The organism is Acrocarpospora sp. B8E8, assembly GCF_039871605.1.
GTDB classification, from domain to species: Bacteria; Actinomycetota; Actinomycetes; order Streptosporangiales; family Streptosporangiaceae; genus Acrocarpospora; species Acrocarpospora macrocephala.
This window is the reverse complement of sequence record NZ_JBDPLV010000045.1, coordinates 36,697-55,328: the sequence shown is the minus strand read 5'-3', so window position 1 is coordinate 55,328 and position 18,632 is coordinate 36,697. Positions and strand designations below refer to the sequence as shown.

Below are 18,632 nucleotides of genomic sequence, written 5' to 3'. Positions count from 1 at the left end.
GCCCACGGCTATTCCTGCGACAGCTTGGCCAAGGCGGTGTGGAGACGGTCGAGGGTGCGTTCGCGGCCGAGGACCTCGATGGACTCGAACAAGGGGAGGCCGACTGTGCGGCCGGTGATGGCGACACGGATGGGGGCCTGGGCCTTGCCGAGTTTGAGGCCGTGGTGGGCGCCTACCTCTTCCAGGGCCGTCTTCAGGGAGTCGGGGTCCCAGTTGATGGTTTCCAGGCGGGAGGCGTACCCCGAGAGGATTTCGGCGGCGCCCGGTTTCATCGCCTTGTCCCAGGAGGGCTGGTCGTGGATGGGCTCGGAGAGGAAGAGGAAGTCGACGTTGGCCGTGATTTCGGAGAGGACGGCCACGCGGGTTTGGGCTAGTCCGGCGACTCGGGTGAACGTTTCGCGGTCCCAGGCGGGGTCGAGCCAGGGGGCGCAGCGGTCGATGAAGACGTCCAGCGGGAGGGCGCGGATGTATTCACCGTTGAAGGCGCGGAGTTTTTTCTCGTCGAAGAACGCGGGCGAGAGGTTGACGTTCTTGAGCGAGAACAGCGGGACCATGTCGGACCACGGCATGATCTCGCGGTCGTCGCCGGGGCCCCAGCCGAGCAACATCAGGTAGTTGACCATCGCCTCGGCGAGGTAGCCCTCGTCGCGGTAGGACTCCAGGGCGACCTTGTCACGGCGCTTGGAGAGCTTCTGCCGCTTCTCGTTGACGATGACGGGCAGGTGCGCCCAGATGGGCGGGGTGTGGCCGAGGGCGCGCCAGAGCAGCTGCTGCTTGGGGGTGTTGGAGAAGTGCTCCTCGCCGCGGACCACGTGGGTGATCCGCATCTCCACGTCGTCCACCACGTTGGCCAGCACGAACAGCGGGGAACCGTCGCCGCGGGCGATGACGAAGTCCTCCATCGCGTCGTTGGGGAACTCGACGGTGCCACGGAGCGCGTCCTCGACCACGGTGACGCCCTCGTCGGGGGTGCGGAAGCGCAGCGCGCCCTCGGTCAGGCCGAGGTCGCGGCAGTGCCCGTCGTAACCCTGGTGCTCGGATCCGGTGCGCGCCTTCACGTCCTCGCGGGTGCAGGTGCAGTGGTAGGCCCGGCCGTCCTTGCGCAGCAGCGCGGCGGCCTCCCGGTGCTGCGCCTCGTACGCCGACTGGAAGTAAGGCCCCTCGAAGTACGGCGAATCGCCGCTGATCCCGATCCACGCCAGCGCCGAGATGATGCCCGCCGTCCACTCCGGACGGTTGCGCGCGGCGTCGGTGTCCTCGATGCGCAGGACGAACCGGCCGCCGGACTGCTCGGCCAGCGCCCAGTTGAACAGCGCGGAGCGGGCGCCGCCGACATGGAACATGCCGGTCGGCGACGGCGCGAAGCGGACCCGTACGTCAGTCACGTGTGATCACCCTGTTGGTGAGAGTTCCGATGCCTTCGATGCCCACGCTGACCTCGTCCCCCGGGAACACCGGCCCGACACCGGCGGGCGTGCCGGTGAGCAGGATGTCGCCAGGGAGCAGGGTCATCACGGCGGTCACGTGGGCGATGAGCGCGGGGATGTCGAACACCAGCTGCGAGGTTCGCCCGCTCTGCCGCAGTTCCCCGTTGACCGAGGTGGTCAGCGCCAGGTCGGTCGCGTCCAGGTCGGTCTCGATCCACGGCCCGAGCGGGCAGAAGGTGTCGAAGCCCTTGGCGCGGGTGAACTGCACGTCCCGTTTCTGCAGGTCGCGCGCGGTGACGTCGTTGGCGCAGGTGTAGCCGAAGATGACGTCCTTGGCCCGCTCGACCGGCACCTCCCGGCACAGCCGCCCGATGACGACGGCCAGCTCGCCCTCGTAGTCGACGCGCTCGGAGAGACCCTGCGGATACATGATGGCCTCGCCGTGCCCGATCACCGAGGTGGACGGCTTGATGAACATGATCGGCTCAGTCGGGACGTCGTTGCCCATCTCGGCGGCGTGATCGGCGTAGTTGCGCCCGATCGCGACCACCTTGCTGGGCAACATCGGCGCCACCATTCTGACCTCGGCCAGCGGGAACCGCTCGCCGGTCAGCTGGATCCCGCCGAACGGGTGACCGTCGATCTTGGCGAGCATCTGCCCGCCCTCTTCCACCACTCCGAACGCGACGCCGCCGCCCGTGGAGAACCTTGCGATACGCACCTCACCAGGCTAGTGGTCCCGCTCACCGGGTGATGCCTGAGAAATTTGTGTGGTTACTTGACCGGATCGCCGGGTTCGGCCAGCATGATCCGCGCCCCCCAGCGTTATGGAAGGAACAGGTGTGCCCGGCCGTACCAGAGTTGTTGGCGTGTTCATCCTGTTCCTGGCGGGGAGCCTGCTGACCGCGCGGCCCGCGTACGCGGCCAGAACACCGGAATGCCAGGGGGACTGGCTGCCCGCGACGCCCACCTCCGAGGACGTGATGGCGGGCAAGCTGTCGTTCCTCGATCTGCCCGCGGTTCAGGTGGGCGAGAAGGTGAACTGGAAGCTCAATCCGTACAAGAACCGGTCCTGGCAGATGGTGTTCCATTCGCTGCGCTGGATGGGGCGGCTGGTCGCCGACTTCGAGACCACCGGCAAGGCCGCGTACCTGGCCAGGGCGACCGAGGTGGCGAAGGACTGGGTGGCCAAGAACCCGCCCGGGGGCGGCGCGGGCTACGCGTGGGCGGAGCATCCGGTGGCGTTGCGGGCGCCCGCGCTGGTGTGCCTGAGCAGGCATGTTCCGGACAAGTGGCTGCGGGACAGTCTGTCGCAGCATGCCCGGATCCTGGCCAACGACAAGCACTATGAGTGGGGTCACAACCACGGGCTCGACCAGGACATCGGCCTGCTCGGCATCGCCTGCCGCTACGACAACAAGGCCTGGCGGTCGCAGGCCATCCGCCGGATGGTGAAGACCACCACGCTGGACGTGGACTCGCAGGGCGCGCTGCGCGAGCAGGCTCCCCGTTACGCGGTCTACTTCCACGACCGGCTCCGCGTGGCCATGGACAAGATCAAGGACTGTGGCCTGAAGGTCCCCGCCGACCTGGCCAAACGCTGGGATCTGCTGCCCGAGCACATCAGCGCGGCCACCCAGCCGGACGGCTACCTGGTCCCGATCGGCGACGGCCCCGCCGACGTGCAACCGGCCGCGTTCGACCGCCCCGACTCGCTGGTGCAGGTCTACCGCGCCGGCTACGTCTTCGGCCGGACGAAGTGGGACTCCAAGGAGTCGGCCTACTACTCGATCCGGTACGGCCCCGGCCTCAAGTTCCACGGCCACGAGGACCACCTCGGCGTCACGTACTACGCGCAGGGCCGCAACCTGCTCACCGAGGCGGGCTTCCACTCCTACGAGAACACGCCCTACCGCCGCTGGACGATCACCCCGGAGGCGCACAACGTGCCGATCGTGTCCGGGAAACGGTTCCGCGGCGGCGTCGCGTCCACGCTGACGAAGAAGTCGATCGGCAAGGACCGCCAGTCGTTCACGGTCACCGACACCGCGTACGGCACCCGCCGGACCCGGGCGGTGCTGGTCAACCACGACGAGGACGTCATGGCCGTGTACGACACGGTCAGCTCGGGCAAGGTACGCAACCTGTGGCACCTGTCGCCGGCGCTGAAGGTGGCCTCCAACGCGGGCGGCAAGGTCGTGGTGAGCGACGGCGCCTGGCGCGCGTCGATCGTGCAGCTGGCGCTGCCGGGGTGCAAGCCGGTCGGCGGGCAGAAGATCGTGCGTGGCCAGACTTCGCCCTACCAGGGCTGGATCTCCGGGTCGTACATGAAGAAGGAGGCGGCGGCGGTGATCCAGTCGCCGTCGGCGAAGGCGCTGCTCACGCTGGTGGTGCCGGGCACCGACCAGCCGGACGTGTCGTGTTCCGGCCGGACCGTCATCGTGCGCACTTCCAACGGCCCGGCCACGTTCAAGATGTCCGGTAAGGACCTCGTTTAGGCTCGGCCGCCGATCCGGAGGATCGGCCATGTTACGGCGTGTAGCCCGCGCGGAGTAGGCCGAAGGTGACGGCCTGTTCCAGGGCCTGCCAGGAGGCCTCGATGATGTTCTCGTCCACGCCCACGGTGGCCCACTCGGCGGTCTCGTCGCTGGAGGTGATCAGCACCCGGGTGATCGCGTCGCTGCCGTGGGTGCCCTCCAGGATGCGGACCTTGAAGTCGATCAGCTCGACCGCGGTCAGCTCGGGATAGATGCCCTCGAGCGCCGTCCTGACCGCCCGGTCCAGGGCGTTGACCGGGCCGTTGCCCTCGCCGGTGGCGACGATCCGCTCGCCCTTGGCGTGCAGCTTGACGGTGGCCTCGGAGGCGACCTCACCGGACGGGCGGCGTTCCACGATGACCCGCCACGACTCGACCGCGAAGTGGCGGCGGCGCTCGCCGTGCACGCTGTCGCGCAGCAGCAGCTCGAAGGAGGCGTCGGCGGCCTCGAAGGTGTAGCCCCGGGACTCCATCTCCTTGACCCGGTCGACCAGCTCGCGCGACTGGTCGCCGGTCAGCTGGTAGCCCAGCTCGCGGCCCTTGAGCTCGACCGAGGCGCGGCCGGCCATGTCGGAGACGAGCATGCGCATGTCGTTGCCGACCTCGGCGGGGTCGATGTGCTGGTAGAGGTTGGGGTCCACCTTGATGGCGGAGGCGTGCAGCCCGGCCTTGTGGGCGAACGCCGACACGCCGACATACGGCTGGTGGGAGTTGGGGGTGACATTGGTCACCTCGGTGATGGCGTGCGCGATCCTGGTCATGTCCCGCAGCGACTGCGGCGGCACCAGGTCGTAGCCGCGCTTGAGCTGGAGGTTGGCGACCACGGTGAACAGGTTGGCGTTGCCGGAGCGCTCGCCGTAGCCGTTGGCGCAGCCCTGCACGTGAGTGGCGCCGGCGCGGACGGCGGCGAGGGTGTTGGCGACCGCGCAGCCGGTGTCGTCGTGGCAGTGGATGCCGATCCTGGCCGAGGTCTGGCTCGCCTGGTGCACCACGTCGGCGAGCTCGTCGGGGAGCATGCCGCCGTTGGTGTCGCACAGCGCGATCACCGAGGCGCCCGCCTCGGCGGCGACCCGGATGACCTCCAGCGCGTACGCCGGGTTGGACTTGTAGCCGTCGAAGAAGTGCTCGGCGTCCAGGAAAACCCGCTGGCCCTCCGCATACAGGTGGGAGACCGTGTCGCGGATCATCGCGAGGTTCTCCTCCAGGGTCGTGCGGAGGGCCAGTTCCACGTGCCGGTCGTGACTCTTGGCGACAAGGGTCACGATCGGCGCGCCGGATTCGCGCAGAGCGGCGACCAAGGGGTCGTCGGCCGCCTTCACCCCGGCCCGGCGGGTCGCGCCGAACGCGGTGAGCTGCGCGTGCTTCAGGTCGAGCTCGGTCTGAGCCCGCCGGAAGAATTCGGTGTCCTTGGGGTTGGCGCCCGGCCAGCCGCCCTCGATGAAACCGACGCCGAGGCCGTCCAGGTGCCGCGCGATGACCAGCTTGTCGGCGACCGAGAGGTTCAGGCCTTCCTGCTGCGCGCCGTCGCGCAGGGTCGTGTCGTACACGTGGAAAGCGTCGTCAGCCATTGGGTTTCGTCTCCTTTAGGAGGTCCTGCCAGCATGCCCCGTCAAACAAAAAGACCCCTCACGGGCGTGAGAGGTCTGCGCGCTGGCGGTGTCCTAGTCAGCCAGCGCGCCTGCCGATAATGAGCAGACGGTAAGTCATGGTGCCCCAGAGTCTGCCATACGACTCGTGATTCGACACATTGATCTCAGAATTCGAGACGCGCACATGATCTAGGGTGGGCGTATGAAGGCGTCTTACCAGGATCCGTCGGTGCCCGCCTACGTGGCCGCGCACGCCACCCAGCCCGATCAGACGCTGCGCGAGCTGGCCGTGGAGACGGCCGCGCTGACCGGCGGGAACGCGGGGATGCAGATCGCCCCCGAGCAGGGCACGCTGCTGACCATGCTGGTGCAGCTGACCGGGGCGAAGCTGGCGGTCGAGGTGGGGACGTTCACCGGGTACTCGTCGATCTGCATCGCGCGGGGTCTGGTGCCGGGCGGCAAGCTGATCGCCTGTGACGTGAGCGAGGAGTGGACGGCGGTGGCCCGGCGCTACTGGGAGAAGGCCGGGCTCACCGATCGCATCGAGCTGCGGCTCGGCCCGGCGCAGCAGACGCTGGAGGCGATGCCGGAGGACGAGCCGATCGACTTCGCCTTTATCGATGCCGACAAACCCGGATATGCCGGGTATTACCACGAGCTGGTGGACCGGCTCGCGCCCGGTGGGCTGATCTGCGCGGACAACACCCTGCAGGGCGGGCGGATCGCCGACGCGCGGGCGGGCGGGAACGTGCCCGCCATGCGCGCCTTCAACGACCTGGTCACCGCCGACCCGCAGGTCGACTCCGTGCTGCTCCCGATCGCGGACGGGCTCACGCTGATCCGCAAACATTGAGGGCTATTTACTGAAATATCAGCAGATCTTGTGGACCCAGCCGTGGTTGTCGGGGCGGGTGCCGTACTGGATGCCCATCAGTTCCTCGCGGATCTTCAGCGTGACCGGGCCGGGATTGCCGTCGCCGACCGTCCACTCGCGGTCGGCGCCCTTCACCGAGCCGACCGGGGTGACCACGGCGGCGGTGCCGCAGGCGAAGACCTCGGTGAGCTCGCCGGAAGCGCAGCCCTGCTGCCACTCCTCGATCGAGATCTTGCCCTCCGCCACGGTGAGCCCGAGCTCGGCGGCGAAGGTGAGGATCGAGTCGCGGGTGATGCCCGGCAGCAGGGTGCCGGTCAGCTCGGGGGTGAGCAGGCGGTCGCCGTAGACGAAGAACAGGTTCATCCCGCCCATCTCCTCCACGAACCTGTGCTCGTACGCGTCCAGCCAGACCACCTGGTCACAGCCCTGCTCGACGGCCTGCCGCTGCGCCACGAACGCCGCCGCGTAGTTGCCGCCGCACTTGGCGAACCCGGTCCCGCCGGGCGCGGCCCGGGTGTATTCGGTGGACAGCCACACCTTGACCGGCTTGACCCCACCCGCGAAGTACGACGCCGCCGGCGAGGCGATCGCCATATACCGGTAGGTCTTGGACGGGTAGTTCACGCCAAGCCCGACCTGCGTGGCGACCATGAACGGACGCAGGTAGAGGCTGTGCCCCTCGGTGGTCGGCACCCAGTCCCGGTCGGTCTGCACGAGCAGCTCGAGCGACTCCACGAACGTGTCCTCGGGCAGCTCCGGCATGGCCATGCGCGCGGCCGACCGGTTGAACCGGGCCGCGTTGGCGAACGGCCGGAACGCGACGATCGCCCCGTTCGCCTGCCGGTACGCCTTGAGCCCCTCGAACAGCTCCTGGGCATAGTGGAACACCGAGGTCGCCGGGTCGAGCACCAGCGGCCCGTACGGCTCGACGCGGGCGTCGTGCCAGCCCTGGCCTTCGGTGAAGTCGATCGACACCATGTGGTCGGTGAAGATCTGCCCGAAGCCCGGGTTCGCCAGAATCCGCTCGCGCTCGTCCCGCCCACGGGCGTTCGGATTGCGCTGCAGGTCGAAGCTGAGCTGGGTGATCATGGCGAGGTTCCTTCTCTCTACTCTGCTAATGGAAACTTAGGGCATTTCGCGGGGAACAAAAAAGCGCACGGCGGCCCTTTGCGGGCCACCATGCGCTCAGGTGTGTGTGGCCGGCGTCAGCCGGCTACTCGGGCGGCGATGTCGTCGCCGATCTCGCGGGTCCGGCGGGCCACCCACGCGCCCTGCCGTTCGACCAGGTCGTCGGCGACGGCCTGCTCGACCCGGGCCGAAGCCTCGGCGAAGCCCAGGTGATCCAGCAGCATCGCGACGGACAGGATCGTGGCCGTCGGGTCGGCCTTGTGCTGGCCCGCGATGTCGGGGGCGGAGCCGTGCACCGGCTCGAACATGCTGGGCGAGGTCCGGTCCGGGTTGACGTTGCCGCTCGCGGCCAGGCCGATGCCGCCCGCGATGGCGGCGCCGATGTCGGTGAGGATGTCGCCGAACAGGTTGTCGGTGACGATCACGTCGAACCGCTGCGGCTGCGAGACGAAGAACATCGAGGCCGCGTCGACGTGGCAGTAGTCGGTGGCGACCTGGGGGAACTCTTCCGCGACCCGGTTGACCGTGCGCTGCCAGAGATCACCGGCGAAGGTGAGCACGTTGGTCTTGTGGACCAGGGTGAGCTTGCGCCGCTCCCGGCTCGCGGCCTTGGCGAAGGCATACCGCACGACGCGCTCGACGCCGTACGCGGTGTTCACCGAGTCCTGGGTGGCGATCTCCTGCGGGGTGCCCTTGCGGAGCACGCCGCCCGCGCCCGCGTAGGGGCCCTCGGTGCCCTCGCGGACGACGATCATGTCGATGTCGCCGGGCAGCACCTTGCCGAGCGGGGTCTCCACGCCGGGGAACAGCTTGACCGGGCGCAGGTTGACGTAGTGGTCGAGCTGGAACCGCAGCTTCAGCAGCAGGTCGCGCTCCAGCACGCCGGGCGGCACGCTCGGATCGCCGACCGCGCCGAGCAGGATCGCGTCGAAGCCGCGCAGCTCGTCGAGGACCGGGTCGGGCAGCGTCTCGCCGGTCGCGTGGTAACGCTTGGCGCCGAGGTCATACTGCGTCGTCTCGACCTTCACCCCGGCCGCGTCCAGGACCTTCAGTCCCTCGGTCACGACCTCGATGCCGATCCCGTCGCCGGGGATCACCGCCAGCTGGATGTTGCTCGAATCCATGCGCGTACCCTACTAGCCCATCTCGTAGATCGAGAACCTATCTCATCATCCGGGCGTGACCGTGCTCTCGAACACATAGTCCCTGGCCGCGGCCAGGCCGACGGCGAGCGCGCCGAGCAGCACGGCGTCCTGGCCGATCGAGGAGACCTCGATCCGCGGTGGCCGTAAGGCCACCAGCGCCTCCAGGCGTTCGGCCACCCGACCGGCCAGCAGGTCGCCCGCCTGGGCGCCGATGCCACCGCCGAGCACGACCAGTTCAGGGTCGAGCACGGCGGTCACCCCGGCCAGCGCGTGCGCGATGTGGTCGATCTCGGCGTCCAGCACCCGGGCCGCCAGCGGATCCCCGGCTCTGGCCGCGTCGAACACGTCCTTGGCGGTGGCGCTGTCCAGGCCGAGCCGCCGGGCCAGCGCCACCACGCCGTCGGCGGAGGCCACCGACTCGAACATGCCGCGCCCCGGGTTGACGCGCGGGTCGCCCTCCCCCACCGGCAGGTACGAGATCTCCCCCGCCGCGCCCCGGGAGCCGCGATAGAGCTTGCCGTCGATGACGACGCCCATGCCGATCCCGGTGCCGATGGAGACGAAGACGAAATGCGAGACACCCTGCCCCAGGCCGTACGCCCCCTCGCCGACGGCGGCCAGGTCCACGTCGTTCTCCAGCACGTACGGCGCGGCGACCACCTCGGCGAGCCGGTCTACCACGCCGGGCAGCTCCCAGCCGGGCAGGTTGGGGGCCAGCAGCAGCGCGCCGGTCTCCTTGTCGTGGATGCCGGGCGTGCCGAACACCGACAACGTGATGTCCTCGGCGGCCAGCCCCGCGTCGGCCAGCAGCGCGGCCGCGATCTCGGTGAGCTGCTCGAGCAGCGCGTGCGGGGTCTCGGCCCTGGACTGTTCGTCCCGCCGGGCCACGATGTCGCCGATCAGGTCAGCCAGGGCCAGCCGGACGTAGTTGCGCCCGACGTCGATCGCGAGCACCCAGCCGGCCTGCGGGCGGATCTCGTACAGCAAAGCGGCGCGGCCCGCGTTGCCGGTGCGCAAACCCACCGCGCGGACCAGTTTGGCGCGCTCCAAATCCGCGAGAGCCACCGAGATCGTCGGTTTGGACAGGCCGGTGGCCTGGGCGAGCTCAGGCCGGGAGACCCGCCCCATCCGGAAGATCTCGCCGAAGACCGCCCGCTCGTTCATCACCCGGAGCAGGCTCGTCGTGTTCGCGGTCACGCCGCCGATGCTCACCACATCCCAAGGTTGGCATATTCCCCCAACAACGCGAGGGTGCAGTTGATCACGGCGGGGCAGCGGTTCTAGCGCTGCGGGGAGCCGCCGTTGTCGCGGCGGTCGAGAGCCGTCTGGAGCGCGTCCGCGGCTTCGTCCTGGCGCTCGTCGATCGGGTGGCTGTGCCCTGGACGGTTGTTCCAGGGATACATGTCATACATGGCAGACCTCCAGTTAATCAGAAACCCGTCCCATAGCCAGCCGCATAGCCGCCGACCAGACGACTCACCGCAGCGGCTGTCCAGATCACAACTTTCTAATTAAGTCTTGCGGAGGTCTGCCAGAATACCGCAGCCATCTCAGTGGACGACCGTGCATCTCACCATATGAGATGCAGGTCAGTCCTCCAGATCCACCGTGCGCCCGCTGTCGGCGCCGATCTCGGCGCCGATCTGGTCCACCACGTCGGCCGGGATGGCCGAGTCCACGGTCAGCGCGATCAGCGCCTTGCCGCCCTTCTCGCCCCGGGCCACCTGCATGGAGGCGATATTGACCCGGTGCTCGCCGAGCAGCCGCCCGACGATCCCGACGATCCCCGGCCGGTCGGTGTAGGTGAAGAAGGCCAGGTGGTCGGTGGGCTCGATCTCCATGGTGAAGCCGTTGACCTCGACCAGCTTCATGATCTGCCGGGGGCCGGACAGCGTGCCGGAGACCGAGACGGTCCGCCCGTCGGCCAGCACGCCGCGCACGGTGATCAGGTTCCGCCAGTCGGGGCTGTCCGCGCTGGTCACCAGCTCGACCACGACGCCCCGGTCCTTGGCCAGCAGCGGCGCGTTCACGTAGGTCACCGCGTCGGTGACCACGTCGGTGAAGACGCCCTTGAGCGCGGCCAGCTCCAGCACCCGCACGTCCTGGGAGGCGATCTCGCCGCGTACCTCGACGTCCAGGCGGGTGGCGACCTCCCCGGCCAGCGCCGTGAAGATCCGGCCGAGCCGCTCGGTCAGCGGCAGGCCCGGCTTGACGTCCTCGGCCACCGCGCCGCCCTGCACGTTCACCGCGTCCGGCACGAACTCCCCGGCCAGCGCCAGCTTGACGCTGCGGGCCACCTGGGTGCCCGCCTTCTCCTGGGCCTCGTGGGTGGAGGCGCCCAGGTGCGGGGTGACGACGACCTGGTCCAGCTCGAACAGCGGGCTGTCGGTGACCGGCTCCTTCGGGAACACGTCGATGCCGGCCCCGGCGACCCGGCCCTCCTTGATCGCGGAGTAGAGCGCGTTCTCGTCGATGATGCCGCCGCGGGCCACGTTGATCAGCCGCACGTTCGGCTTGACCTGGTGCATCTCGCGGTCGCCGATGAGACCGATGGTCTCCTTGGACTTGGGCAGGTGCACGGTGATGAAGTCGGCCTGCTGCAGCACCTCCTCCAGCGAGACCAGGCGCACCCCCATCGCCGCCGCCCTGGCGGGCTGCAGATAAGGGTCGTACGCGATGATCTCCACCCCGAACGGCTGCAGGCGCTGCGCGACCAGCTGGCCGATCTTGCCGAGGCCGAGGATGCCGACCACTTTCTCGTCCAGCTCCACGCCGGTGTACTTGGAACGTTTCCATTCGCCGTTCTTGAGCGCGCCGTGCGCCTGGGCGACGTTCCGCGCCGAGGCCAGGATCAGCGCGATCGTGTGCTCGGCGGCGCTGGTGATGTTGGAGGTCGGCGCGTTCACGACCATGACGCCGGCCTTGGTGGCGGCCTCGACGTCCACGTTGTCGAGACCGACGCCGGCCCGCGCGACCACGCGCAGCTTGGGCGCGTTCGCGATGGCCTCGGCGTCCACCTGGGTGGCGCTGCGGACGATCAGAGCGTCCACGTCGGCGAGCGCGGGGAGGAACTGGGACCGGTCGGCTCCGTCGGTGTGGCGGACCTCGAAGTCCGCGCCGAGCACGGCCAGACCGGCGTCGGACAGCTCCTCTGCGACCAGGACGACTGGCTTGTTCACTGATTTGTCCTTCGGGAATTTACGGGCGCGATCAGCGCGAGCTTGCCGGATCTCGGACGGCCCCGAGTCTATCCGCGCGGGTGAAAGGCCCTGTGGAGGATCCGCCATACGAGACAACTGTTACGCAGGGGAATCGTGAGACTCCCTCGCGTGCTGTGTTTATGGCCGCGCCTCCGGCACGGCGGGCTTGGCCGCCTTCAGCCTGCGTCTTCCCTCGTCACTCCGGCCGCTCCGCGACCTGCGTTCCTCAGTCCAGACACAGGCGCGGCCAAGCCGAAACGACCGGCATACCCAGATTGGACCGTGCCCATCCACACAGCCTCCAGCTTGGTATTGATCGCACCCTTTCTTGGCGATTAGCCTGCTAAACCGTGGTTCGGTACCTATGGTTTCGTATATGAGCATCGGGAACCCCGCTCTCGGCGAAGTGCTCGCCCAGCACGGCAGCCCGCACCGTCTACTGGCGGCGCTGGCCGAATGGGGAATCCTGGTGGCGGTCAGACCCGATCGTTCGGTCGTGCTCGGTACGACGCAGGGCGGGGAACGTGTCCTGCTCGGCTACACCGGCCCGGCGACGTACGCGCGCCATCGCGGCAGCCACGCGCTGTCGGCGTGTGACGCGGACACGATCCTGGACATCCAGCGGGTGACCGGGGTCCGGGAGATCGTCATCGACGCGGCGGGGCCGGCTGCCGCTGCCGTCCCCATCGAGGATCTCCAGCGGTATCTCCAGGCCAACCGGAGCGGTCCGGCCCCGGTGCTGGCGGCGTCCGCGCCCAACGCGTACGCCACCGGAAGCATGGCGATGATCACCAAGCCGCCGGTCAGGACCATGCCCGCGCCCGCCCCGACGCCGGTCTCCTCGTCGTCCTGGGTTCCGCAGCCGCGCCAGCACCTGTCGGGGGCGATGACCGTCGTCGATCCCGGGTACCAGCGCACCAACCATCCGATCCTGCCCGCGCTGCGGGTGGCCATCGCCGAGTTGCTCCGCGACTTCGCGGTCATCCACCATGTGTGGATCTCCGAGGCCAGGACCGTGTCCGGGTCGTCGGGGATCATGCTGCACGTCAAGGTGCACACCCCGGCCGCCGAGGAGATCGTCCGCGATCTGCATCGCGGGGTGCGGGCCCGGCTGCCGCAGCTGGCGGCGAGCGAGGCGCCGGTGCTGATGGCCCGGGTGGCGGACGCGCACACCGAACGCCGGATGATCGAATTAGGCGCGCACGTGGTGTGCGCCGACGTGCGGGAGTAATTCAGCGAACTCAAGCTCGGCCACAGCATCTGGTGGACGCGGACGCGCGGGAAATAACAGGATCAGCACGCGCGGCCCGGCCAGGGCCATGTGCTACGCGCGGACGCGGGACCAAATCTCGATTAAGCGGCTTTAGGGCCGAAAAATCGGGATCTGCGGGTGTCTATAACACCTTGCCGGGCAATCGGGACCTCGGCCTAGGCGGTCGGGCGCTTGGTGGGCTTCAATGACGCCATGATTCCCGCGACCCCCGGGCGGGTCCCCACCGGTGTGCGCATCGGCTATGCCGTCGGCTCGTTCTGCACGGCCAACTTCTCGGCCATCCCCGGGCTGCTCCTGCTGATCTACATGACCAACGTGCTGGCGGTGGATCCGCTGCTGGCCGGGGTCGTGGTGTTCCTGCCCAAGGCCTGGGACCTGATCGCGAACACGCTGATCGGCCAGTGGTCGGACCGCACGGTCTCCCGCTGGGGCCCGCGCCGGCCGTGGATGCTGGCCGGGACCGCCGTGCTGCCCATCTCGTTCGCGATCATGTTCATCGGGCCGCCGCTGAAGGGCGTGCCCGCGGCCATCTTCGTGGGCCTGGTCTTCCTGGTCGCCGCCACCGGGTACGCGCTGTACGAGGTGCCGTACAAGGCGATGCCGGCCGAGATGACGCACGACTACCACGAGCGCACCGCGCTGCTGCAGTGGCGGATGGTGTTCATCGCGATCGCCATCGCGATGAGCGGGGTGCTGGCGCCGATGCTGGCCGGGGACACCATCGAGGGCTACCGGCTGATGGGCATCGTGTTCGCGGTGATCCTGCTGGTCGCCATGATCGGCTCGTTCTTCGGGACCGCGAACGCGCCGTACACCGGGCAGCAGGACTCGGAGGGATCGCTGCGGGCGCAGCTGGCGGCGGCCCGGGAGTCCAAGCCGTTCCTCTGGCTGCTCGGGCTGTGCAGCGCCCAGACGCTGGCGGCGGGGGTGATGCTGGCGGGCGCGCCCTACTTCGCGGCCTACACGGTGGGCGACCCGAAGGCGACGACCACGCTCTTCGCCGCGCTCGTCGGCCCGATGCTGATCACCATGCCGCTGTGGGTGTGGCTGGCCCGGGTGCTCGACAAGCGCGGCGCGATGATCCTGTCCGGCCTGCTGTTCATGTCCGGCGCGATCCTGGCCATCGCCAGCCCGCTGCTCGGCCCGATCTACGCGCACCTGTGCATCGTGGTGGTCGGCGTCGGGTACGCCGGGCTGCAACTCCTGCAGTTCTCCATGCTGGCCGACGTCATCGCCTACGACGGCCAGGTCAGCGGCAAGCGCAGGGGCGGCGTCCTCACCGGCCTGTGGACGGCGGTGGAGAGCGCGGTCGCCGCCTTCGGCGCCACCATCTACGGCGCCGTCCTGTCCATCGGCGGCTTCCTGGAGTCCGACCCGGCCAACCCGGTGGTGCAACCGGACAGCGCGGTGACCGCGGTCCTGATCGGCCTGACCGTCATCCCCGCCCTGATCATCCTCTCCGGCGTCCTGATGACCCTCAAGTACGACCTCAGCGCCGACAAGCTGGCCCCAGCGGTCACGTGAGCCGCCGCAGCGGCCGGACTCCGGCCCGCGTGAACACCCCGGTGATCAAAGCCGCCAGCAACGGCAGCACGAGCGCCGTGCCCGCCAGCAACATCCAGGGGACGTCCACGATCGGTGTGGACGCGAACTCGGGGATGGTGGCGGTGTCCGCGCCATAGCGGATGCCGCCGTCGGGAGCGCCGGTGACGGCCCAGGCGGCCAGGCTGCCCGGCACCAGGCCGGCGGCCAGGCCGACCAGCGTGCCGAGCCCGGCGATGAACGCGCCCTGACCGGCGACGGTGAGGCGGCGGGTCCACGGCGAGGCCCCGATGGCGGCCATCGTGTCCAGGTCCGGCCGGGCGTCGGCGGCGGCCAGCGCGGTCGCGACCACGGCCGCGACCAGCACCAGCAGCCCGGCCACCAGGGTGATCACGGCGAGCGTCAGATCCCCCTCCCGCGCTTGCGGGCCGCGATTCATCTCCAGGCTCACCTGACCGCTCAATTCGGACACGCGGGTGCCGACCCGCCGCTCCTGCTCGGCGGTCAGCCTCAGGTCGGCCGGATCGATCAGCAGCGCGGTGGTCCGCGCGGTCAGCCGGGAGTCGCTCGCCAGCCCGTCCGGGAGGATCGCGCCGACCGGCGGCGGGCGGTCGGCGCGCACCGCGACCGCGGGCACGGTGACCCGCGTGGGCTTGTCCGCCGTCCCCGGCACGGAGATCCGGGCCTTCCCGTCGCGCACGCCGTTGGCGTCGAAGACCACGGCCTTTCCCGCCGCCAGCGCGGCGGCCGCGACCGGATCGTCCTTCCCGAGCACATAACGAAGCAGGTCACGACCGCCCACGACCACGTCGCCCAGCAGGCTGATCGCGTAGCCGCACCCCTGGCAGGATCGAACCAGCTGGGCCCGGCTCTCCAGCGGGGGCAGGTCGTCCCCGGCGGATCCCACGGTCTTGACCTCGATGAGCGGGACGCCGGGCAGCTCGGCCTCCACCGCCGAGCGCACGCCCGCCCACCGGCCAGCGGCGAGGTCCTCGGCGAAGACCGTGGCCGTGCCCGGCGCCTGGGCGGAGACGTAGGTCGCGCGCCGGTCGGCGTCCTGGCTGGACAGCAGCACCGCGATGGTGGTCAGCCCGGCCATCGCGGCCATCACGGCGGCCACCGCGGGTGCGGTGCGGCCCCGGTTGCGCGCGGCGTCCCTGGCCGCGAGCCGGAGCGGCAGCGGCAGCCGGGCGCGGGTCCGCCCGGCCACGCGGACCAGGAGCGGGGTCAGCGCGACCAGCCCGAGCAGCAGCACCAGCACCCCGAAGACGATCGCCAGCAACCAGAGCGACGGAGTTCCCCTCAGCCGGGCTCCCAGCGCGCAGCAGGCGGTTCCCGCCACCACCAGGACCACGCCGAGCACGGGCAGGCCCGCACGGTCGCGCACCCGGTCCCGGCGCCCGGCCAGCACGCCGGCCACGTCGGCGCGACCGGCCTGGATCGCCGGCGTCAGCGCGGCCAGCAGCCCGCTGGCCAGGGCCAGTGCCGCCACCCCGGCCAGCGGCCAGCCGGGCACCTCGAACGGCCCGTAGACCGGGACCGGCAGGTTGGCGCGCCACACGGTCAGCGCGGCGATCCCGATGCCGAGCGGCACCCCGGCCAGCCCGGCCAGGCCGCCGAGCACCAGCCCGTCGGCCAGCAGGAGGCGGCGCAGGTGCCCCGGCTCCGCGCCCTGTGCCGCCAGCAGGCCGAGTTCGCGCCTGCGGCGGCGCAGGCCCACCGCGAACGCGGGCCCGGCCAGCAGCACCACCTCCAGAACGATCAGGAGGATGCCGAGCAGCACGCCCGTCGCCTCGGTGCCGGACGTCTCGTCCCGGGGGAACAGCGTGGGCAGCTCCGGTGGGTCGGCGGCGACGGAGCGGGACCGCACCACCAGCCCTTCCTGGTTCAGCCGCCGGACCTCGGTCCAGCCGACCGGAGCGGGCGTGTCGACGAGCCAGTGCACCTCCCGGACCGGCCGCACGATCGTGGTGTCCGGCACGGCCCCCGCCGCGGGTTGCGGCACCAGCGTGGACTCCGGGGCCGGGTCGGCGACGCCGGGAAGCATGATCACCGCGTCCGAGGGGGACATGTTCCCGGCCGACTCGGCCACGCCGACCACCCGGACCCGCGCGTCCGTCCGGGGCAGCCGGAGGGTCGAGCCGATCGGCGCGAGCTCGGCCAGCGCGCGGGAGACGGCCGCCTCTCCCGCGTTGGCGGGCATGCGCCCGGACACCTGGACGTAGGTGCCCTGGGTGAGCGGGTCGCGGGAGTCGATCTCGTACGCGTAGATCCACTTCCTGTCTCCGGCGATCTCCACGACCTGCTCGCCCTCGGTGATCCGGCTGACCCGGCCGCCGGTCGCCGCCGCGATCTGGGCGGTGGTCCAGGACCGCTTCGCCGAATCCGGGGCGGTTTCCCCGACCATGTTCCACAGCTCACCGAAGGCGTCCTGCTCGACGGGCAGGCCGTAGCCGATGGACCGCACCTGGGCGTCGGCGCGCGAGCCGAGTTCGGCCGGGATCGCCTCCTCCGCGTTGACGGCGGCCGTCGTGAAGAGCACGAGCAGGTGGCTCACCAGGGCGACCGGCACCGCGATCATCAGGAAGATCAGCAGGCTGCGCCCCTTGGCCCGCCGCAGGTCGTGCCGGGACAGGCGCAGGATCGTGCGCAAGGCGCTCATCGGCTGCTCACCAGCGGCTCGGCGGTGTCGGTGACCTGGCCGTCACGCAGGTAGACGACCCGGTCGGCCCAGGCCGCATACCGGGACTCGTGGGTGACCAGCAGCACGGCCGCGCCGGCCTCGCAGCGCTCGCGCAGCAGCTGGAGGACCGCGTCGCCGGTCGGGGTGTCGAGCGCGCCGGTGGGCTCGTCGGCCAGCAGCAGCGAGCGGCCGCCGACCAGGGCACGGGCGACGGCCACCCGCTGCCGCTGGCCGCCGGACAGCTCCTCGGGGAAACGATCCCCGGCGTCCACCAGGCCGACCTCGCCGAGCACCGTCCCGGCTTCGGCCCGCGCCTGCCTGGTACGGACTCCGTCCAGCTCCCGGGGCAGCATCACGTTCTCGATCGCGGTCAGCGAGGGAATCAGGTTGAGGTCCTGGAACACGTATCCCGCGTGTTTGCGGCGCAGGGAGGCGAGCGCGCGCGGGGACAGCGCGGCCAGCGGGACGCCCGCGAGCTCGACCGTGCCGGACGTGGCCCGCTCGAGGCCGCCCGCCAGGTTCAGCAGGGTGGACTTGCCGGAGCCGGACGGGCCCATGACCGCGACCAGCTCGCCGGCCGCGACCCGCAGGCTCACCCCTCGCAGGGCGGGCACGGCCTGCTCGCCCGACCCGTAAACCTTGGTGACCTCGGTCAGGCGGGACACCGGATCTGTGCTCATTGAGACTCCTGGGGGGACGCGCCGAGAACGGCTTCGCAGTGGTCGAGCCAGCGCTGCTCGGCCTCGGCCTGAAAGATCATCGAGTCGTAGACCAGGCGTTGCGGCAGGTCGGCGCCGCGTTTGGCCCTGGTCAGGGTCTGCAGGGCGCGCATGGTGGCCGAACGCTGGGCCTGCACGACGCCGCGCACGTCCACGCCGGGGGCGGTCACGGCCATCGCGAGTTTGATCACCAGTTCGTCCCTGGGCCGGTCGGACTGGACGATGGGGGTGCTGAACCAGCGCTCCAGCTCCGACCGGCCGCTCTCGGTGATCGCGTAGACCACCCGGCCCTGCTCGTCCTGCTCGCCGGGGGCCACCAGGCCGTCGCGCTCCATCCGGGACAGCGTCGTGTAGACCTGGCCGATGTTGAGCGGCCAGGTCGCCCCCGTGGACGCCTCGAACTCGGCGCGGAGCTGATAGCCGTAGCGCGCCCCCTGGCTGAGCAGGGCGAGCAGGCCGTGGCGGATCGACATATACGCAGTATGCATACGCGGTATGCAGTCGGCAAATCGGGGG

The 18,632-nt window shown here is 70.2% G+C and carries 15 protein-coding genes; 4 read left to right on the top strand and 11 right to left on the bottom strand.

What is annotated here, in order from left to right; translation table 11 throughout:
* Positions 1–8: 8 nt before the first annotated feature.
* Both gltX and ABGB08_RS34740 read right to left on the bottom strand, forming a co-directional pair.
* The gene (gltX, locus tag ABGB08_RS34745) at positions 9–1,385 is read right to left on the bottom strand and encodes a glutamate--tRNA ligase (RefSeq protein ID WP_347599278.1); all 1,377 of its coding nucleotides are present in this window, start codon (positions 1,383–1,385) and stop codon (positions 9–11) included.
* The gene (locus ABGB08_RS34740; RefSeq protein WP_155356329.1) at positions 1,378–2,148 is read right to left on the bottom strand and encodes a fumarylacetoacetate hydrolase family protein; all 771 of its coding nucleotides are present in this window, start codon (positions 2,146–2,148) and stop codon (positions 1,378–1,380) included. The genes gltX and ABGB08_RS34740 overlap by 8 nt, the downstream gene beginning before the upstream one ends.
* A gap of 148 nt (positions 2,149–2,296) precedes the next feature.
* Here ABGB08_RS34740 and ABGB08_RS34735 point away from each other — a divergent pair, with 148 nt between their 5' ends.
* A complete protein-coding gene (locus tag ABGB08_RS34735) occupies positions 2,297–3,925 on the top strand; it encodes a heparinase II/III family protein (protein ID WP_347599274.1) in 1,629 nt (542 codons plus the stop codon).
* Between the two features lie 31 nt (positions 3,926–3,956).
* Here ABGB08_RS34735 and cimA read toward each other — a convergent pair whose 3' ends face one another.
* Positions 3,957–5,531 carry a citramalate synthase gene (gene cimA, locus ABGB08_RS34730; protein WP_347599271.1) on the bottom strand — a complete coding sequence of 525 codons (1,575 nt, stop codon included), beginning with the start codon at positions 5,529–5,531 and terminating at the stop codon, positions 3,957–3,959.
* Positions 5,532–5,754: 223 nt separating this feature from the next.
* Between cimA and ABGB08_RS34725 the strand changes: the two genes are divergently transcribed.
* Positions 5,755–6,405: an O-methyltransferase gene (locus ABGB08_RS34725; RefSeq protein WP_347599268.1), complete on the top strand. Its 651-nt coding sequence runs from the start codon at positions 5,755–5,757 to the stop codon at positions 6,403–6,405.
* A gap of 18 nt (positions 6,406–6,423) precedes the next feature.
* On the opposite strand, the gene ABGB08_RS34720 is transcribed toward ABGB08_RS34725, so the two are convergent.
* The 5 genes from ABGB08_RS34720 to serA form a co-directional block, all read right to left on the bottom strand.
* Positions 6,424–7,515, bottom strand: a complete 1,092-nt coding sequence (locus ABGB08_RS34720; RefSeq protein ID WP_155356333.1) for a branched-chain amino acid aminotransferase — start codon at positions 7,513–7,515, stop codon at positions 6,424–6,426.
* A gap of 116 nt (positions 7,516–7,631) precedes the next feature.
* Positions 7,632–8,678: a 3-isopropylmalate dehydrogenase gene (locus tag ABGB08_RS34715; RefSeq protein ID WP_347599264.1), complete on the bottom strand. Its 1,047-nt coding sequence runs from the start codon at positions 8,676–8,678 to the stop codon at positions 7,632–7,634.
* Between the two features lie 45 nt (positions 8,679–8,723).
* Positions 8,724–9,896 carry an ROK family protein gene (locus ABGB08_RS34710; protein WP_347599261.1) on the bottom strand — a complete coding sequence of 391 codons (1,173 nt, stop codon included), beginning with the start codon at positions 9,894–9,896 and terminating at the stop codon, positions 8,724–8,726.
* An 83-nt stretch (positions 9,897–9,979) separates the two neighbouring features.
* Positions 9,980–10,111: a hypothetical protein gene (locus ABGB08_RS34705; protein WP_281361655.1), complete on the bottom strand. Its 132-nt coding sequence runs from the start codon at positions 10,109–10,111 to the stop codon at positions 9,980–9,982.
* A gap of 177 nt (positions 10,112–10,288) precedes the next feature.
* The gene (serA, locus tag ABGB08_RS34700) at positions 10,289–11,878 is read right to left on the bottom strand and encodes a phosphoglycerate dehydrogenase (protein WP_155356336.1); all 1,590 of its coding nucleotides are present in this window, start codon (positions 11,876–11,878) and stop codon (positions 10,289–10,291) included.
* Between the two features lie 397 nt (positions 11,879–12,275).
* Between serA and ABGB08_RS34695 the strand changes: the two genes are divergently transcribed.
* Positions 12,276–13,130 carry a hypothetical protein gene (locus tag ABGB08_RS34695; protein WP_347599257.1) on the top strand — a complete coding sequence of 285 codons (855 nt, stop codon included), beginning with the start codon at positions 12,276–12,278 and terminating at the stop codon, positions 13,128–13,130.
* Between the two features lie 234 nt (positions 13,131–13,364).
* Entirely contained in the window at positions 13,365–14,696 is a 1,332-nt protein-coding gene (locus ABGB08_RS34690) for an MFS transporter (protein WP_347599254.1), read from the top strand.
* Here ABGB08_RS34690 and ABGB08_RS34685 read toward each other — a convergent pair.
* Genes ABGB08_RS34685 through ABGB08_RS34675 form a run of 3 tightly spaced genes read right to left on the bottom strand, consistent with a single transcriptional unit; the run spans position 14,689 to position 18,589 of the window.
* Complete coding sequence (locus ABGB08_RS34685) at positions 14,689–17,376, bottom strand: FtsX-like permease family protein (protein WP_347599251.1); 2,688 nt, start codon at positions 17,374–17,376, stop codon at positions 14,689–14,691. The genes ABGB08_RS34690 and ABGB08_RS34685 overlap by 8 nt on opposite strands.
* Complete coding sequence (locus ABGB08_RS34680; RefSeq protein WP_347599248.1) at positions 17,373–18,077, bottom strand: ABC transporter ATP-binding protein; 705 nt, start codon at positions 18,075–18,077, stop codon at positions 17,373–17,375. Before ABGB08_RS34680 ends, ABGB08_RS34685 begins: the two co-directional genes overlap by 4 nt.
* A complete protein-coding gene (locus ABGB08_RS34675) occupies positions 18,074–18,589 on the bottom strand; it encodes a PadR family transcriptional regulator (protein WP_347599245.1) in 516 nt (171 codons plus the stop codon). The genes ABGB08_RS34680 and ABGB08_RS34675 overlap by 4 nt, the downstream gene beginning before the upstream one ends.
* Positions 18,590–18,632: the final 43 nt, after the last annotated feature.